The sequence below is a fragment of the Microbulbifer sp. NBRC 101763 genome (assembly GCF_040371615.1).
GTDB lineage: Bacteria > Pseudomonadota > Gammaproteobacteria > Pseudomonadales > Cellvibrionaceae > Microbulbifer > Microbulbifer variabilis.
In genome coordinates this window covers 110,337-126,895 of the sequence record NZ_BAABQV010000006.1, presented here as the reverse complement: position 1 = coordinate 126,895, position 16,559 = coordinate 110,337, and the positions used below count along the sequence as shown (strand labels likewise).

Below are 16,559 nucleotides of genomic sequence, written 5' to 3'. Positions count from 1 at the left end.
TGAAATAAAGAAACTCCCTATATCTAGCATCATCGGAAAATATTCACGTATCTATAAAACTGGTGAAGCTCTGACTGAAGATTTTCGCCCTGAACGTGTAAATATAGAGCTGGATAACAATGAAATTATTGTTAATATTTGGAAGGGTTGAAAGAGGGGAATACAACTCGCCCTTAAAACGTTCAGAATAACTCAGCACATAAAAACAATAATTTCAACCAAGTCAAACCAAAGAATATTCAAACAAGCTTCAGACTACCCACCTGAGAATTTAAAAATATGAATCCTCAAGAAACCGGAAAAGCCTACGATGAAATAACCCATTTATGGGAGCGTAAAGTGTTTAATGCAGCAAACGGAATTGAACAACATAAACGAGCCTTGGCTTTTGTAAAGAACAGAGGTATGGCACTTGATGTTGGTTGCGGCTGTACTGGGAGGTTTATAGAGCTACTTCAAACTGAAGGCTTTGCGCCAGAAGGAATTGATATTTCTGCTAAAATGATCACTTTAGCAAAAAAGCGCCACCCGGATATCACCTTCCATCATCAGGATATATGTCTATGGGAAAGTCAGGAGCAATACGATTTTATTACTGCCTGGGATAGTATCTGGCATATTCCTCTTGAAAAACAAAAGGATGTCTTAACAAGGCTAGTCAAAAGACTCAACAGGGGTGGAGTGTTAATTTTCTCCTTCGGCGGCACAGATGAACCCAGCGAGCACAGAAACAATACCATGGGCCCAGAAATGTATTACTCAACGCTGGGCATAGTTGGGTTTCTTAAATTAACCCTCAGCTTAGACTGTACGTGCAGACACCTCGAATACGATCAACATCCAGAACTACACGCTTATTTAATTATTCAAAAAAACTGAAAATAAATTTTGCACAAAACTCGTAACTACACAATAATCTTTTCACGCCTTGAATATCACCCACTCTGCACCTAAGAACCAGCCATTAAAAATAAAATACCCAAAGACAACCTACCCTTCAACTTGATCCGACAGACCACTCCAACACATAATTAGCAGGTTCTATTTATTTTTTTAATAAAAACATATCCACAACAGCAAATCTAATTAGGGTTTGATGAAATCGCACTCTCTATCTTCCTTACCTTTTCTACAGATGGAAAGCCCGTTACCATCCCCCTTACAGTGGACTTTGTAATAGCAAAAAGTGACTTATTTATCTTTAACTTATTTGCAAGCTCAGGTAGATGGGTACCCTTACCACACAATGCCTGGATCGCAGAGTAAGTTCCATGAGACCATATCCCAAAAACTAAACACACACAGCTATCCCGCTGGCAGGGGTTCTCCGTTATGAAAATAAAACCATAATCCTCAGTGATAGAACCATCTAAAGTGTTTGACATATATACCCGCCCATCAGTCTCATCATTCGCAAAGCGTCCCAAAAAATCCACTTTAAATTTTGAGTCAATCTTCCTGGTCAGCAACAAATCACGGCTTACAACATTGATAGCTGGACCACCTATACATATAAATGTTTTTTGATCATGGACAAAATTATGTGAATCGTGAAAAACCACCTTCCTTTTAGGATATACTTTCTTAATCCTATCTTTCAAAAGCTGTATTGCGAGAGATTCGTCATAAGGCATAAATAATACATTATCCGGGATAAGACTTTGCGTCTTCGTAATATCTGAATATAGAGTTTTTTGCTTGATTAACGGAAGAACAACATGGATATCAGCCTTAGAGTCGCCCAAAAATCTATCCCAAAGGGCCCGGTAAGACTTCGCATCAAACTTCTTTTTACAAAACGCTGCCGTACCAATAAACAATGTGGTAAAGGCCGCCTCAACAAATGGAGCAGACAACCAATCTAGAACAGTATCCAAGAACAGATATTCCACTGCACCCACCACTCAAAGTAATTTGGCCACAAGAATTTATGATATTAAGACTAAAAATCCAGTATAAAGCCAAGAACACTTTTTTTCTTCTCAATGGATAAGAATGCTATAGACAAATACCCCCTACCAAACAGTCACCACGATCAACCAGACGGCAACCCAACCCCAAAAAGGCGCAAACAGAATTGACACATATTATTGAACAACACAGACAAAAAATATCAATCTAATTAAATGCGCGACGGGCCCCAAAATACTAAACAATATAAATTCAGCAAGAATTCATAAACCACGCTCTCCACATAGCTTTAAGGCTTAACTGCTAAGACGCAAAAATAATCTTTATAGGATAAAGAGCGGTAAATAAACCTTAAATTGAGAGTTTAAGCACCAAAAGAAAGGAGCAGCCCTTATATTCAAGCGACCACCCCAAAGTGCTTATTTTATGAAAAATTAAGGCTAACCAACTATAACCCAATAACCCTAAACAAGATCCCCAACTAACATAATCAATATAAATTAGCAGACACTTAAATCTCTACAGCAACCCTCTGCAACCGATTAGCCTCTGGCAATGCCCATTCAATCGGCTTTTCACCACGCTGTTGCAACCAATGATTGACTTGAGAAAAAGGTCGGGTGCCAAAGAAGCCGCGATGAGCCGATAGGGGAGATGGATGTGGAGCGCGCAACACCAAATGCTTGTTGCGATCAATAAAGCCTCCCTTCTTCTGCGCGTAACTACCCCACAGCACAAATACCAAACCTTCTCGCTGTTCCGCCAATTTATGAATGGCGGCATCAGTAAACTGCTCCCAACCACGGCCCTGGTGAGCACCGGCCTTACTATCTTCTACGGTAAGGGTAGCGTTGAGCAGCAGTACACCCTGCTCCGCCCAGGGCTGGAGGCAACCGTGATGGGCAGGAGCAATACCCAGATCCGAATGCAACTCTTTATAGATATTCTGTAGAGAGGGCGGGATACGGACACCCGGCATTACAGAAAAACACAAGCCATGAGCCTGGCCAGGTCCGTGATAGGGATCCTGACCAAGAATCACTACTTTCACCTGATTAAAGGGGGTGGAGTTAAAAGCATTGAAAATCTGCCCACCAGGAGGGTAAATCCGCTTACCGGCCTCTTTCTCTCCCCTCAGGAATTGACGTAAATGGGCCATATAAGGCTGCTTGAACTCCTCGCCCAACACACTGTACCAGGAAGGATGAATTTTGATATTGTCCGGAACCGGCATTATTAAACCTTGAATATTTTCTTAACTTGTCTTCGCAGCTCCGGCACCACTTCTTCCTCAAACCAAGGTCTGCGACGCAACCATAAGGTATTGCGTGGACTGGGGTGCGGTAAAGGGAAATAGCGGGCCGGCAAGGCATCGCGATAATGGCGCACATTCTCAGTAATACTGCCATACCAATGCGGCAAGTAGTGGCGCTGGGCGTATTGTCCCACCAATAGAGTAAGTTGCAAGTTTGGCAGCTGCTCCAGCAGGCGCTGATGCCAGGTAGTGGCGCATTCAGGACGCGGAGGTAAATCTCCTCCCTTGCCACGACCAGGGTAGCAAAAACCCATAGGAATGATGGCAATCTCGGATTCGTCGTAGAACACCTGCCTATCTATCGATAACCAATCTCGAAGGCGGTCGCCGGATGGGTCATTCCAAGGGATACTGGAAGCATGGACTTTGGTACCCGGCGCCTGGCCAACTATCAGCAAACGTGCCGACTCTGCTGCACGCAGAACAGGATTGGGCCCCAGTGGCAGATGCTCCTCACACAAGCGACAAGCTCGTATTTCTTCCAGCAATGTAGATAATTTCTTCTTTGCCACTAATTCTCAACCTTCAGGAAAACCAGACACAACATCAGTCCCAAACGAACTCTGGAAGCTCTAGCCCAACTGATATTAAGGCTGTTAAACATCACAAATATACTTTAGTTTTAGACAGCGACCTTATGGCTATCGTCGCTGGAATAGATCTCCAAGCAACTCACCAAGCATGGCAAATCAGCCATAACCTCGCTTGCTGGGTAAGCAGGGATCTCTGGAAAAGAGGGTAAGGATTACACTCTAAGATATTCAAGGCCTTACCACATAAATCTTGACTGGTTAAACCTTCAGGGTATCTACAAAAAACCAACCACAAGTAGCAGATACACTCCCCAAATCTGGCTTTACTGGACACGCTCAGGAAAGGCCAAATGTAACAAGAGCGCGCGGCGATCCTGAGGATTTGCACTGCGGCTGATGTTATCGTTATCAAACACTATAAATATACCTTCTTTCCCTACAGCCAACCCATCTCCCTTGCCTCCAGTGCGATGCCCCTCATATTGTAACTCAGAAGATTTTTCAATTTCTCGGTAGTCCAAGCACCATTCAGCTTTGAGGCTTGGCAGAACTCTTCGGCATACGGCATAAGCATTTCGCTCCAGAGTAAATAACCCGCCATCATAATAATCAAGCGCTCCCAGATCTTCAGGCTCTCCACGAAAGTTCAATCCGGCAACCGGTGGTGGAGTAAAAAGCTGAACATCGCCATTGGGGCTAAGCTTTACCAAACCGCGAGGCTCACTCTCCATAGCTACCCAAAAGTCATCACCAATTTTCACTAAGCCCTCGCTAGCAAGGTTGAAGCCCTGCATGTAACCTCGAGCTCTGGCCTCGGTGGTCCACATAGCATCCAACCAGTGAGCGTTCCCCTGCCGGTCCACTTCAAGAATACGATTGTAACGCTCACTTACTATATAGATATATTTATCGGAGCATGTAATTCCCTCAAAATCCATTGCACCCACTGGCCTGGATAGGTCCAAGATAAAATGCCAAAAATTTCTAGGCTTATCTTTTTGGGGAACAGTTAGTCCTGAAAGCTGCAAATAAGAAGCTAATTTTGCGTGTCTGCCTTCTCGTTTTAGGGTGAAAATTTCCCTTGAATTTTTATCAGAAATCGTGAGCAGCTCCCCATAACAAAAACTCAGACCAGATATACCTTCTCCCACACTACCATCCAACCAATAGTGGTTTATCTTTTTTGCGGGAATAACTTCAGCTCCTACTCCCGTAACTGAGAGTAATACGCCGGTAATTACATAAAGAAAGCTCTTAATCATAACGGGCCCAAATTACTGCTTAGCTTTATAGCCAATTCATATGTCTCCGTTCAATCTAATCAATAACTTCCGGGAAACCCAGCTGTAAAAAGAGGGCACGTCGGTCTTGTGGATCAGCACTACGACTAATATTATCATTATCGAACACGATAAAAATGCCCCCTTCTCCGATAGCTAGGCCATCTCCCTTACCCCCCGTGCGAGAAGCCTCATACTTAAGCTCAGAGGATTCCTCTATTTCTCGATAGTCCAAACACCATTCTGCTTTTAGACTTGGCAGAGCCCTTCGACACACCGCATAAGCATTTGGCTCAAGAGTAAACAAAGCTCCATCGTAGTAATCTAAACCGGCCAAATTTTCAGACTCCCCACGGAAATCCAAATCTTTTACTGGTGGCGGTGTAAATATCTGGACACTCCCATCAGGACCAAGTTTTACCAAACCACGAGGATCACGCTCCATAGCCACCCAAAAATAATCCTTTACCTTTGCCAATCCAACACCAGAAAGGTTGTACCCTTGCATATAACCCTGAGCTTTTGCCATTGAGGACCACATATTTTCCAGCCAGTGCCCCTTGCCCCGCATATTTACCTCAGCAATACGATTGTAACGTTCGCTCAGTAAATAAATGGATTTATTAGTGCAACTAATTGCCTCAAAGTCCATCGCGGAAGCCGGACGGGTCAGCTCAAGAAAAAAATGCCAAAAATTTTTTGGTTTATCTTTCTTTGGAACTTTCAACCCTGAAATCTCTAAGAAAGTTTCCAATTTTGCACTTCCACCCTCAATCTTAATTCGATAAATTTCTCTTGAGTATTTATCTGAAACTGTAACCAAGCTATCACCACAGAAACTCAAGCCAGAAAGACTCAACCCAGCACTACCATCAACCCAGTAGTGCGTGATTTTTTTTGCGGGAATAATTTCAGTTGCCTGCCCTGTCAGTGAGAGCAATATCCCAACAGCACCAGATAAAAAACGATTTTTCACGGTAAATTCCATTTACTATGGAAACAATAAAGCTCTAGAACTACATCATTATCGATAAAGTTTTTAACGCTAAGCTGTCCTCTCATTAATCAGAAAAATTCTCCTACAGTAGAATCAGGATCTAAGCGTTACCAGGAAACTGGCGACATACTCACATCGGCTTCTAAGATACGATATGCAAAGTCGGCTGTTGCTCATCATAGTAGCCCCAACACTTATCAGCAATTTGTCGATAATTTGCTCTTTTGTAGAAGGCCATTGTTTGGAGATTGCCAACCTCGGGATTAAAAAATCAGATATAACGCAAATTATGCGCCATATTGGCTAGGCAGCTCCTAATAACCTCAGAGATGAACTGAACTCATTCCATATAAATTGAATAACTATTGATTATCTCTGGGGAAAGCTAAGTGAAGTAGTAGTGCACGTTTATCATCGGGAGCCAGAGCGCGGCCTACATTATTGTTATCAAGCACTACAAAAATACCTTGCTGATTGACAGCCAATCCCTCCCCCTTGCCATAGCGAGTCTCTTCGTAGACACGTTCTGGGGACACTTCAAGGGCATGGTAATCCAGGCACCATTCCGCCTTCAGGCTTGGCAGAGCCCTGCGACATACCGCATGCGCATTACGTTCCAGGGTAAACAAAGCCCCGTCGTAATAATCCAAGCCGGTCAGGTCTTCCGAGCGCCCTCTAAAGTCGAGGCCAGCTACCGATGGTAAAGAAAACACACTGGCACCACCGCTCGAGTTCAACTTCAGCAAGCCCCGCGGTTCGCGCTCCATAGCTACCCAGAAGACGTCACCGGCCTTTACCAGCCCCTCACTGGAAGCATTGGCTTTTTGCAAGTAGCCTTGAGATTTCGCGGCGGGTGACCATAGGTACTCTTGCCAGCTTGCTTTTCCCTGGTCGCTCACCACAGCAATACGGTTATAGTGCTCACTGACAAGATAAATGGTGCTTCCATCACAGCTAACTCCTTCGAAGTCCAGCTCATCAGCTGGGCGAAAGAGTTCCTTAAATGCCTCCCAGAAACTCACAGGCTCATCATGCTCATCATGCTCAGGCACACCTAAGCCATCTAGTTGAAGATGGGATACCAGATCGGCATCCCCGTCGCGCAACTTTAGTGTATAAATTTCTCCAGAATTTTTATCAGAAACTGCAAGTAGCCTGCCGGTACAAAAACTTAAGCCGGAAATATCCAGGCCCGCGCTATTATTCACCCAATAGCTGGCCTTTAACCTGGCAGAGCTCACTTCTGCCACTACCACCAGTGGTGAAAGCAACATAAATATAAAACTGAAGAAAAAACGCATAAAAACTACAAACCCAGTTAATCGCGGAAGTTATTGAACTGTAGCGGTTGTTCCAACTCCTTACTACGCAGCAAGGCAATTACCTGCTGCAGATCATCGCGCTTCTTACCAGTAACTCGTACTTGCTCACCCTGAATAGCCGCCTGCACCTTAAGCTTTTCATCTTTGATCAGTTTAACGATTTTTTTTGACAGATCTTTGTCAAGCCCGTTCTTCAAGGTCACACCTACTTTAACCTGCTTCCCAGACTGTTCTTTTTCTCCTACATCCATCGCCAAGGGGTCAATATCACATTTGATCAACGCACCACGTAACATATCCACCATCTGGTCAACCTGCATATCCACCTCAGCACGAACCACCAGAGAGAATTCACTCATCTCCACTTCAGCATCCACGCCTTTAAAATCAAAACGGTTGGTGACTGTGCGATTCACCTGATCCACCGCGTTTGTCAGCTGATGCTTATCCACTTCAGATACAATATCAAATGAAGGCATTAATTTTTCTGCTCCTATTTCCAGATTTCCGGAGTAATCTCCGCGTTGTTAGTACCATCGGCTAGCCATATATGACCATCCTGAATGGAAATGCTGAACTCCATATTTCGCTCGGCCATCGCCGTCAGCTGTTCAGTAGCGTCTGCAGCCAAATGATAAACCCTGAGGTTATCAAAACGTGTAAGCTGGCTCTCCAGCTTTTGCCACCACACTGGCGCAGTACGCCGCCCGTAACTGTAAACTAAAACTTGCTCAGCCCGATTGCTGGCTTTACGCACACGCTCCTCAGTAGGAAGACCTACTTCCACCCATAGATCTATCTCACCATTGAGGCTTTTCTGCCACAGGTCCGCCTCCTCATCTGAAGAGAGACCTCTAGTGAACTCAAGGGAATCCGCAGCGTTGTGGGCAAATGCCAGCAAGCGCACCATCATACGCTCATCGGTTTCCGATGGGTGACGGGCCAAAATTAACTGATGCTCCGCATAATAATCCCGATCCATATCGGCGATTTGTACTTTGGCCTTAAAAATTGTTGCTTTTAGTGCCATTTCGGCTCCATCTCTGTGCCGTCCCCAGCACAGAGACTAAGGCGGACTATTCTTGGTTGGTTTACAGGAGAATAAGGATACCCCGCATGAGCTCTGCCGCTGGCAACAGTCTACCCTCTTGGCACTGCATCCTACTCTGCCTGCTGGTGGCCTTGCTCAGTGGCTGCGGCATCAACAACATCCCTACCTATGATGAGCAGGTAAAAGCCGCCTGGGCCCAAGTAGAGAACCAATACCAGCGCCGGGCAGACTTGGTACCCAATTTGGTAAAAACAGTACAGGCCTATGCGGGCCATGAGCGTGAGACACTGCAAGCGGTTACCGAGGCTCGCGCCAAGGTAAATTCTATGCAGCTAGATGGCAACCTACTCAATGATCCAGTCAAGCTGCAACAATTCGAAGCTGCCCAATCCCAACTCTCCAGCGCCCTGGCCCGCCTAATGCTCGTGGTAGAACGCTACCCCAACCTTAAGGCCAACCAGAACTTCCTCAATCTTCAATCCCAGCTGGAAGGAACTGAAAACAGAATCAGCGTGGCGCGGCGGGATTATATCCAGGCTGTGCAGCACTACAACCGGGAAATCCGCACTTTTCCCGGTAAGATTTGGCACGTAATTCTTTACCGCAATATGCCTCTGCGTGAGACTTACCAAGCTACCACTGAGGGGGCGGAGAAGGCTCCAGAGGTGAATTTCCAATAGGCAGGTGTCAAATTTATGATTCGCCCCGCACTGCTTGCCTTAGCCTTAATCACCTCATGGATGACTATGTCGCTGTGGGCAGATGTACAGTTTCCCATACTGACGGGGCGCGTAATAGACAAGGAAGAGCTTTTATCATCAGAAGAACGATACCGACTGACTGAGCAGATCCAGCAATACGAATCTGAAAGCAGCAATCAACTCGTAGTCGCAATTTTGCCAGATCTACAAGGGCTCACTATAGAGGAGTACGCCAACCAGCTGGCACGAGAATGGAAGCTGGGTCATAAGGATAAAAACAATGGCATTTTGTTTTTAATCGCACCTAACAAGCGCAAGGTTCGCATTGAAGTCGGCTACGGTCTGGAGGGCGCACTGACAGACGCATTGGCTGCCAATATTATCCATACCAAAGTACTGCCGAAATTTCGCCGTGGAGCTTTTTCGGAAGGTATAGAAACTGGCGTGCAGTCTATCATCGCAGCCACAAAAAATGAGTATGTAGCCGAACCCATAGAAAATAAAAAAGACCGACGCATCGCCTTTTTGGCAGGAATATTCCTGATTTTAGTAATGCTGCACCTGTTTGGCACCTCAATGCTCAGTTCACCCGTACACAGGCGTAGCTATAAGCGAGGCCGCTTCGGCGGCTACTATGGAACGGGTGGTTTTGGAGGCGGTTACTCCAGCGGCGGCAGACCGGGGGGCGGGTTTAGCGGAGGTGGTGGCGGCTTTGGCGGAGGAGGCGCGTCGGGAGGATGGTAATGCTCAGCAACAGTTATCAACGCCAAGTAGCCGAAGCGATCAAAGAGGTGGAAACCCATACTGATGCCGAAGTAATGGCTGTTGTAGCAAAAGAAGCGGACAACTACTTATACATTTCCACGTTGTGGGCTGCATTTCTCGCACTTTTACTTTCCCCCCTGTTCCAATACCTGCCTTGGTGGATTAGCTTCCAACAGGCTTTTATACTGCAATGGATACTATTTATTGCCCTAGCAATTTTTTTCCGCTGGCGCCCCATCACAATGCGACTGGTCCCCAAAAAGATAAAATTTTGGCGAGCATCCAACCTCGCCCGTCGCCAGTTTCTCGAACAGGAATTACACAGTACCAAAGGTCGGCTTGGACTTTTGATTTTTGTATGCGAGGCAGAGCACTATGTAGAGATTTTGGCAGACCGCGGCCTCGCCCAGCATATTACCAATGACAATTGGCAGGTGATTATCGAAAGCTTTATACAGGAGATCAAGCGGGGCAAGGCTGGGGAAGCCTTACTTTCATGTATAGCGCAATGTGGCGAGTTATTGAGAGAGGCCGCACCTAGAAGTGCAGTAAAAGACGAGCTGCCCAATCATTTAGTGCTAATTAACTAACCTGAACATCATATCTGCCAACATATTCATCGACAGCTTCAGCGTATAACTGGGGAAGGAAGTATCCGTCAAAAAAACAGTGTGAATCAACTCGATAAGTAAAATTACGAATACATGCACTGATTAAGGACAAGTCAGAGGAATGTTCAATCTATACTGATAGGAACGGCACTCGAAAATTTAATTACTACGTCTATGTCAAGACTAACGGAGCCTTGAACAACAAATAAGGCCTCTCAACTGGCCAGTTCTAATTAATATGAAGCCAACCCACTAGTTTCTTACTAAAAATGATTCAAATCAGAACAATAGAAGCAGGACTTATCAAAAAAATAGGAACTCTAGTCAGAATTATTTTGGTCATTTTGACACCATCTATCACCTATGCCAACTTCATAGGTTACGCCGGTGCCGAGACTGCTCCAAATATCGCTGAAATTGAAGTTACTGGAGATAAACTGCAAATCAGATTTGAAATATCAGCGGAAGATGCCGAAAAGTTCTGGCCTGAAATCCTTCCCACAGAAAGTATCTATGAACTGGCTATAGCCGTCAAAAAGCACAAAAAATTTGCTGTTAAAATTTTTACCGAAAAAAGGGAAATCAAACCGACAAATTCCGAAATTCGCATCGCCGAAAGAAAACCAAGAAACTCCCCCTTCGCTGGCAAGCTTGATCCACGCACTGGTCTTAGAGCGCCCAAGCTCCCAGGTGATGAAATTATTTTACTGGCAAATATAGAATATCCTATCAAGGGGGTAAGTCATCTGGATATCCAACCCCCGCTAGGAAATGATGGAGAGGCAACAGTTACAATCGGATTTACCAGTCAACACGGTAAAACTCCAGTCAGTAATTTTCAATACTTATCTCGGACAGAATCTCTCAACATTGACTGGAAAGACCCCTGGAATACCAAATTTTCCAACCACAGCCTCAACCGCCAAAACCGCTATCCATTGCAATCTTTCCTCTATGTAGAGCCACGCCAAATTCGACACGAAATACTATTGCGCCCCAAAGATTTACTACGGTGGACTGATCAAAATTTCAATGCCTGGCAGCCATTAACCACCAAAAAACGTGAACTTCTTCGCCGCACAACCTTGAAATACCTACGGGGCAAAAACCCAACTACTATCGACCGTGAGATATCCGAACCAATCAGCACTGAAATAATATTCCTCAAAGCCAATGAGGCAGGCTATACGAAAATAACTGAAGATGAATTAATAGAAATCGGCTCCCTACTTATCGGCTACAGGGAAAGATTCAAAATTAAAGAGCTGCCTCAGAGTGTCAGTATCGACTGGACTATTTTTACCGATGCTATAAACTCGGTACCAACACTGATTCAAGACCCTGCAGGCCCCTTTCCCACCCATGTTGCGCCTGATTTTCCAGATATACAATGGCGCAACTACTTATACGACTACCGTGCTCCCAATAGCGGTCCAGTACTCATTAAAAACCCCAGCGCCGTAATCCCAATGGCAGTGCTCTTCGGGTTTTGCATTTTTATTTTCTTCATCCTGACTCTTCGCACTAGAAGAGTAGAGGCGAAAAACAAGCACCCTATCCTATTTTACAGTATTGTACTTATTTGTGCAGGAGCTATTTACTATACCCTCCCAGGAGAGCTACGCATCCCCTTGCCTGGGACGGTCAACAAAAAAGAACTTGAACAAATGGTAGAAATACTTCTTAAGAGGCTGGCCGCTGCATATGAAGAACCCCAAACTGAAGCATTAAACACCCGCTTATCTAATCTTATTAGCGACGAAAATTTCAAAAACACCACTACCAACCTTTCACATATTTTTCAACCAGTGACTTCTAGCGGAAATTCGGGTTCGTTGCGCTCAATCAATAATCTTGAAGTAGAATATGCTAAACATATAGTTATCAATGGGAATAAGGCGTTCAGAATCACCAGCAAGTGGCAAGCAACTGCAGAGGGTTACAATTGGGGGCAGATAGAAAAAAAAACGCGGGAAATAAGGGCAAATATTGAAGTTATTCAGTCAGACAAGCACTGGAAGATTTTCGCATTTACCTCTCTTTCTATACGTTAACCAAAACAGTCACTTTTTATTGAGCACAACACTTACCACCTAAGCCAGCTAAAGATCTACGCCCATATGGGCGCAGATTTAACTATATAATCACCTGTTCCTGTTTCAGCCTGATTCAGAGGTATAGGAAGCTGTTTCAGCATCGCCATCCCCATTGTCATTTATTATTTTATCAATAATCTTAATAATAGTTTTTATAAGGCCACCATTAACTTCCTGCATTTCATTGACCGTGAGCTCTTTCATAAGTAAAGTCCTATATTTAAATTAAGGGTATTTCCGTTTATCTAAGCAACTCCAGAAAATGCACTGGATAATACAATCCGCCTCCCTGCAGACCTGACCGTCTCCGGCCTATGAGCAACCAGTACTCTGGTTATGGCAAGTCCTTTGATATGGTCATTAACCAAAGATTCTGTAGCCGTATCCAAGTGACTAGTTGCTTCATCCATGAACAAAATGCGCGGTACACGATAGAGTGCGCGTGCCAGCACAATTCTCTGCTTTTGCCCACCACTAAGGCTGGTACCCATATCACCAACCAAGGTATTGTATTGCATGGGCATATACATTATCTCATCGTGAATACATGCCTTTTTCGCACTACGAACTACTTCCTGCATATCTATCTTGGGTTCAAAGCAGGCGATATTGTCGCTAATGCTACCTGCAAGCAGTTGATCATCCTGCAAAACTCCAGCTATCTGACTTCGATAGTGAGGTATTTGCTTTAAAGGCTGACCATCGATCAGGATCTCCCCCGCTGTCGGCTGCAGCAAACCCATCATGCACTTTAAAAGAGTACTTTTACCGCACCCGCTTGGGCCTACAATGGCAACAGTTTCACCGGGTTCTATTGTAAAGCTCAAATTTTGAAAGGCTGGTGTTTCCGCTTCACCATATTGAAAAGTAAGATTACGCACCTCAATTTTACCTTGCAGAGGTCCACTCCGATCAATTTCCACTCTACGATTACATACTTCTCCCATTGACTCAGTCTTAGTAAAGACAATGTCAGACAATCGATCCAAATGTAAACCAAGCATTTTCAACTCTATCCACTTTGCGATTAATGCATCCATGGATTGTACAAAGCGGTTCTTGTAGCTCATATAGGCATAAAGCATACCAATAGTGAAAATATTACCCATCACTGCTATTGCAGCAAAATAAATCACCAAAAGATTTTCTATACCAAACAACAAACGGTTCGCCGTTTTATAGCCAATATTCCAGCGGGTGATGCGAATATCCTTATTAATGGCATCGATCAAATAGTTTTGCCACTGACTTTGACGATCATTTTCACGCTGAAATAATTTAATTGTCTGTATGGCTCGCACCGACTCCATAAAGTGTGAATCATGCTTTGCCTGCACAACAATTTCCTCTTCAGTAAGGAGATGCAATGGGCGATACAGCAATACTCGTAAGATAATATAAAGCGCAACCGCCAATAGCACAATTAACGTTAGCTTCATATCATAAAATATCATAGCGACGAGTGTAATGAGAGCCATTATTCCGTCCACAACTGCAGCAACCAATCCTGTGGTAAGCAACTCACGTACTTTGTTCAGGGAACCAAAGCGAGAGACTATATCGCCCATATGTCGGGTAAAAAAATAATTCATCGGCAAACGAATCAGGTGGCGAAAAAGATTTGCTGCCATTTGTACATTAAGCCGACTAGAAACATGCAGAATGACCCATTCCCTTAACGCATTCGTACCAACTTGTATCGCCAGTAACAAGCCAAAACCCATAGCTAATACCAATAGCAGGCTTTCATCCCCTCGCAAGATGACATCATCCACCACGGTTTGCATATAGAAAGGGGAAACTACAACAAACAATTGCAGTATCAATGACAGTATCAATATCTGGCCCAAACTACGTTTTAGCCCACTGATAGACGACCAGAAATGACGTAGCTTAAGCTGTTGACGGTCCTCCCCCAGTTGAAATTCATCTGTCGGCAAAAGTTCCAGAGCAACACCAGTAAAGTGTTGGGCAAGCTCCTCAAGGGACAGTATCCGCTCCCCCATTGCTGGATCATGAATAACGGCAGTACCGCGCTGTAATGACTTGAGTACCACAAAGTGATTCATATCCCAATGGAGTACACAGGGACACTGCAACTCTTCCAACTCCTCCATTTCAAGTCGCAGTGCACGGCCCGCTAAATGTAAGCGATCAGCGATATCTACCAGGGTCTTGAGGTTGATGCCATGATTGGAAATATGAAATCGGTGGCGCAGACTAACAAGGTCAGTATCATAACCATGAAATCCCGCAATCATCGCCAGACATACCAATCCACACTCCGCAGCCTCCGTCTGCAAAATTACCGGCAATTGGCGATGTACAGAGAAATTCAAATGGGTTTCCGCTCGCCCATTATTTACCGATGACCATGCGCTGGTTTCCATTACAACCGCCCCTTTAAACTATAAATTGGTTCCAGCAACCACTCTAATAAGCTTCGCTCCGACAGATTCACATCGGCAGATAAAGTCATACCTGGCTTGAGTTGAAAGCGTCGCCCGTAGGCATTAACCGAAGGATCAGCCAGCTCTACAATGACCTTAAAAACCGGCTCATCCACAGCTACAGGTACACGATGTAACTCATCAGGCAGAAGAACAGTGTCTGACACTTCCAGTACAGTGCCGGCATAGAGACCAAATTTTTGGTAAGGGAAGGCATCATAGCGAATTTTCACTTGCTGGCCCGGACTGATAAAGCCCGCTGAGCGTACAGATACCAGCAATTGTGCCGTTAGTATATGCCCCTCCGGCAACAGTGATAAAACTGGAATATGGGTTTGCGTCTGTTGCCCCTCAAACGCCTGCAAATTACTAACCACTCCTGATCGGGATGCTTTAACGATATAAGCTCGCTGACCATGCAATTTAGCTATTTGCTGGGCTAGGTCTGAGAGCCTTGTTCGCAATTGATCACTACTATTAGCGTATTCTTCGGGGAGTAGTAATCGATCTCTTTCAAGCCTCTGAATTTGATTGCGTAAATTAACCCGACTCCGCTCAAGCTCCTGTCGATCGACATATAGCTCCAACTCCTGGGCAATGGTGGCATCCAGTTCTGAAGAGGATACATGACCATCTAGCTTTAGAACACGGTAACGTTCTACCTGCTCAGCCACTAACGCAGAATGTCGGGATTGCAATTCTATCTGTTTTTCAAGTAGTGCCAGATCCTCCCTACTAGCATTAATACGCTCATCTACATCATGGAGTTGTTGACGATAAATCTTATCGCCGCGCTCAAGCTGCTCATTGACTAGCTTTTGTTGACTCTCATATTCAGTCAATAATAAGGCCTCGAGGTTCTTTCCGTCAGCTAATATCCGATCTCCATTTACCACTAGCAGTGGTTGGCCTTTAATCACCCTATCACCTTCGCGCACCAGAACCTGTTTAATAATGCCCGAACGCTCAGCATAAACCCGCACCAATCCAGAGGCTGGCTCCAACCAGCCAGTTACGCTCTCCTTGCGAGCATAACTGCTAATAGCTAACCAGATAAAGACAACTGCTATCCAAATTAGTAGCAGCGCGAGAATAGCGGTATGTGAAAAACGCGGCAGGAGTAAAACCCCACCGTGCAAGCGATCCACTTGCCTTTCTACAACTTGCTGGCGAAACAGTCCTGTCACCACAATTACCTTATTCCAGGTTAATTATTTAACGGTCAGATTTTTATCTTCACACAGCAATGCTGTCAACGAAGTAAAACCAAAAACTTTATAACAACCGTCCCAGTAATGTTTCTGATAAACCGGGGCCCTCATCTATTGATAGGCTTTTTAGCGAGGTTAGATCCGCATACTAACACCAGAATTCAACCTTTAAAAATCTCAAAAATTTAAAGCCATTATCAACCCTGACTCCATAAGAAAATCGCCTTTAAATTTTTATTTTTTTATTGTTTATCTATCAAGCCAGATATAAATACATCCAAAAAACTCAGGCATCTCATTCGAAGATCTATTCCAG

The 16,559-nt window shown here is 44.6% G+C and carries 16 protein-coding genes; 5 read left to right on the top strand and 11 right to left on the bottom strand.

Going from position 1 to position 16,559, the window contains the following annotated elements:
- The first annotated feature begins 279 nt into the window (after positions 1-279).
- Positions 280-879: a class I SAM-dependent DNA methyltransferase gene (locus ABWV76_RS15860; protein ID WP_282952874.1), complete on the top strand. Its 600-nt coding sequence runs from the start codon at positions 280-282 to the stop codon at positions 877-879.
- A gap of 203 nt (positions 880-1,082) precedes the next feature.
- On the opposite strand, the gene ABWV76_RS15855 is transcribed toward ABWV76_RS15860, so the two are convergent.
- The 8 genes from ABWV76_RS15855 to ABWV76_RS15820 all read right to left on the bottom strand — a co-directional run bounded on the left by ABWV76_RS15855 (position 1,083) and on the right by ABWV76_RS15820 (position 8,388).
- Positions 1,083-1,892 (bottom strand): hypothetical protein, encoded by an 810-nt coding sequence (locus ABWV76_RS15855; RefSeq protein WP_353376559.1) that lies wholly within the window; start codon positions 1,890-1,892, stop codon positions 1,083-1,085.
- A gap of 530 nt (positions 1,893-2,422) precedes the next feature.
- The gene (ung, locus tag ABWV76_RS15850) at positions 2,423-3,145 is read right to left on the bottom strand and encodes a uracil-DNA glycosylase (protein WP_353376557.1); all 723 of its coding nucleotides are present in this window, start codon (positions 3,143-3,145) and stop codon (positions 2,423-2,425) included.
- Positions 3,146-3,147: 2 nt separating this feature from the next.
- Positions 3,148-3,738: a uracil-DNA glycosylase family protein gene (locus tag ABWV76_RS15845; RefSeq protein ID WP_040628784.1), complete on the bottom strand. Its 591-nt coding sequence runs from the start codon at positions 3,736-3,738 to the stop codon at positions 3,148-3,150.
- Positions 3,739-4,082: 344 nt separating this feature from the next.
- A complete protein-coding gene (locus ABWV76_RS15840) occupies positions 4,083-5,021 on the bottom strand; it encodes an esterase-like activity of phytase family protein (RefSeq protein ID WP_020413480.1) in 939 nt (312 codons plus the stop codon).
- A 55-nt stretch (positions 5,022-5,076) separates the two neighbouring features.
- Positions 5,077-6,015: a hypothetical protein gene (locus ABWV76_RS15835; protein ID WP_353376556.1), complete on the bottom strand. Its 939-nt coding sequence runs from the start codon at positions 6,013-6,015 to the stop codon at positions 5,077-5,079.
- A gap of 383 nt (positions 6,016-6,398) precedes the next feature.
- Positions 6,399-7,337, bottom strand: coding sequence for an esterase-like activity of phytase family protein (locus ABWV76_RS15830; protein WP_353376555.1), 939 nt, complete (start codon positions 7,335-7,337; stop codon positions 6,399-6,401).
- 17 nt (positions 7,338-7,354) lie between these two features.
- Positions 7,355-7,837, bottom strand: a complete 483-nt coding sequence (locus tag ABWV76_RS15825; protein ID WP_020413483.1) for a YajQ family cyclic di-GMP-binding protein — start codon at positions 7,835-7,837, stop codon at positions 7,355-7,357.
- Between the two features lie 14 nt (positions 7,838-7,851).
- Positions 7,852-8,388 carry a YaeQ family protein gene (locus ABWV76_RS15820; RefSeq protein ID WP_353376554.1) on the bottom strand — a complete coding sequence of 179 codons (537 nt, stop codon included), beginning with the start codon at positions 8,386-8,388 and terminating at the stop codon, positions 7,852-7,854.
- A gap of 86 nt (positions 8,389-8,474) precedes the next feature.
- Here ABWV76_RS15820 and ABWV76_RS15815 point away from each other — a divergent pair, with 86 nt between their 5' ends.
- The 4 genes from ABWV76_RS15815 to ABWV76_RS15800 all read left to right on the top strand — a co-directional run bounded on the left by ABWV76_RS15815 (position 8,475) and on the right by ABWV76_RS15800 (position 12,540).
- Positions 8,475-9,089, top strand: coding sequence for a LemA family protein (locus ABWV76_RS15815; protein WP_353376553.1), 615 nt, complete (start codon positions 8,475-8,477; stop codon positions 9,087-9,089).
- 15 nt (positions 9,090-9,104) lie between these two features.
- The gene (locus ABWV76_RS15810) at positions 9,105-9,854 is read left to right on the top strand and encodes a TPM domain-containing protein (RefSeq protein ID WP_353376552.1); all 750 of its coding nucleotides are present in this window, start codon (positions 9,105-9,107) and stop codon (positions 9,852-9,854) included.
- Complete coding sequence (locus tag ABWV76_RS15805) at positions 9,854-10,465, top strand: TPM domain-containing protein (RefSeq protein ID WP_245556691.1); 612 nt, start codon at positions 9,854-9,856, stop codon at positions 10,463-10,465. The genes ABWV76_RS15810 and ABWV76_RS15805 overlap by 1 nt, the downstream gene beginning before the upstream one ends.
- Positions 10,466-10,755: 290 nt before the next feature.
- Complete coding sequence (locus ABWV76_RS15800; RefSeq protein ID WP_353376551.1) at positions 10,756-12,540, top strand: hypothetical protein; 1,785 nt, start codon at positions 10,756-10,758, stop codon at positions 12,538-12,540.
- 105 nt (positions 12,541-12,645) lie between these two features.
- On the opposite strand, the gene ABWV76_RS15795 is transcribed toward ABWV76_RS15800, so the two are convergent.
- The 3 genes from ABWV76_RS15795 to ABWV76_RS15785 are packed head-to-tail and all read right to left on the bottom strand — an operon-like array spanning position 12,646 to position 16,219.
- Entirely contained in the window at positions 12,646-12,786 is a 141-nt protein-coding gene (locus ABWV76_RS15795; protein ID WP_020413489.1) for a class IIb bacteriocin, lactobin A/cerein 7B family, read from the bottom strand.
- Positions 12,787-12,827: 41 nt separating this feature from the next.
- Positions 12,828-14,972 carry a peptidase domain-containing ABC transporter gene (locus ABWV76_RS15790; protein WP_353376550.1) on the bottom strand — a complete coding sequence of 715 codons (2,145 nt, stop codon included), beginning with the start codon at positions 14,970-14,972 and terminating at the stop codon, positions 12,828-12,830.
- A complete protein-coding gene (locus ABWV76_RS15785) occupies positions 14,972-16,219 on the bottom strand; it encodes an HlyD family secretion protein (protein ID WP_353376548.1) in 1,248 nt (415 codons plus the stop codon). The genes ABWV76_RS15790 and ABWV76_RS15785 overlap by 1 nt, the downstream gene beginning before the upstream one ends.
- Positions 16,220-16,559 lie beyond the last annotated feature (340 nt).

Bases quoted from the DNA above. Each gene is read 5' to 3' on its own strand.
- ABWV76_RS15820 (WP_353376554.1), bottom strand. From the start codon at position 8,388: ATGGCACTAAAAGCAACAATTTTTAAGGCCAAAGTACAAATCGCCGAT.
- ABWV76_RS15840 (WP_020413480.1), bottom strand. From the start codon at position 5,021: ATGATTAAGAGCTTTCTTTATGTAATTACCGGCGTATTACTCTCAGTT.
- ABWV76_RS15800 (WP_353376551.1), top strand. From the start codon at position 10,756: ATGATTCAAATCAGAACAATAGAAGCAGGACTTATCAAAAAAATAGGA.
- ABWV76_RS15830 (WP_353376555.1), bottom strand. From the start codon at position 7,337: ATGCGTTTTTTCTTCAGTTTTATATTTATGTTGCTTTCACCACTGGTG.
- ABWV76_RS15815 (WP_353376553.1), top strand. From the start codon at position 8,475: ATGAGCTCTGCCGCTGGCAACAGTCTACCCTCTTGGCACTGCATCCTA.
- ABWV76_RS15860 (WP_282952874.1), top strand. From the start codon at position 280: ATGAATCCTCAAGAAACCGGAAAAGCCTACGATGAAATAACCCATTTA.
- ABWV76_RS15790 (WP_353376550.1), bottom strand. From the start codon at position 14,972: ATGGAAACCAGCGCATGGTCATCGGTAAATAATGGGCGAGCGGAAACC.
- ABWV76_RS15825 (WP_020413483.1), bottom strand. From the start codon at position 7,837: ATGCCTTCATTTGATATTGTATCTGAAGTGGATAAGCATCAGCTGACA.
- ABWV76_RS15810 (WP_353376552.1), top strand. From the start codon at position 9,105: ATGATTCGCCCCGCACTGCTTGCCTTAGCCTTAATCACCTCATGGATG.
- ung (WP_353376557.1), bottom strand. From the start codon at position 3,145: ATGCCGGTTCCGGACAATATCAAAATTCATCCTTCCTGGTACAGTGTG.
- ABWV76_RS15795 (WP_020413489.1), bottom strand. From the start codon at position 12,786: ATGAAAGAGCTCACGGTCAATGAAATGCAGGAAGTTAATGGTGGCCTT.
- ABWV76_RS15805 (WP_245556691.1), top strand. From the start codon at position 9,854: ATGCTCAGCAACAGTTATCAACGCCAAGTAGCCGAAGCGATCAAAGAG.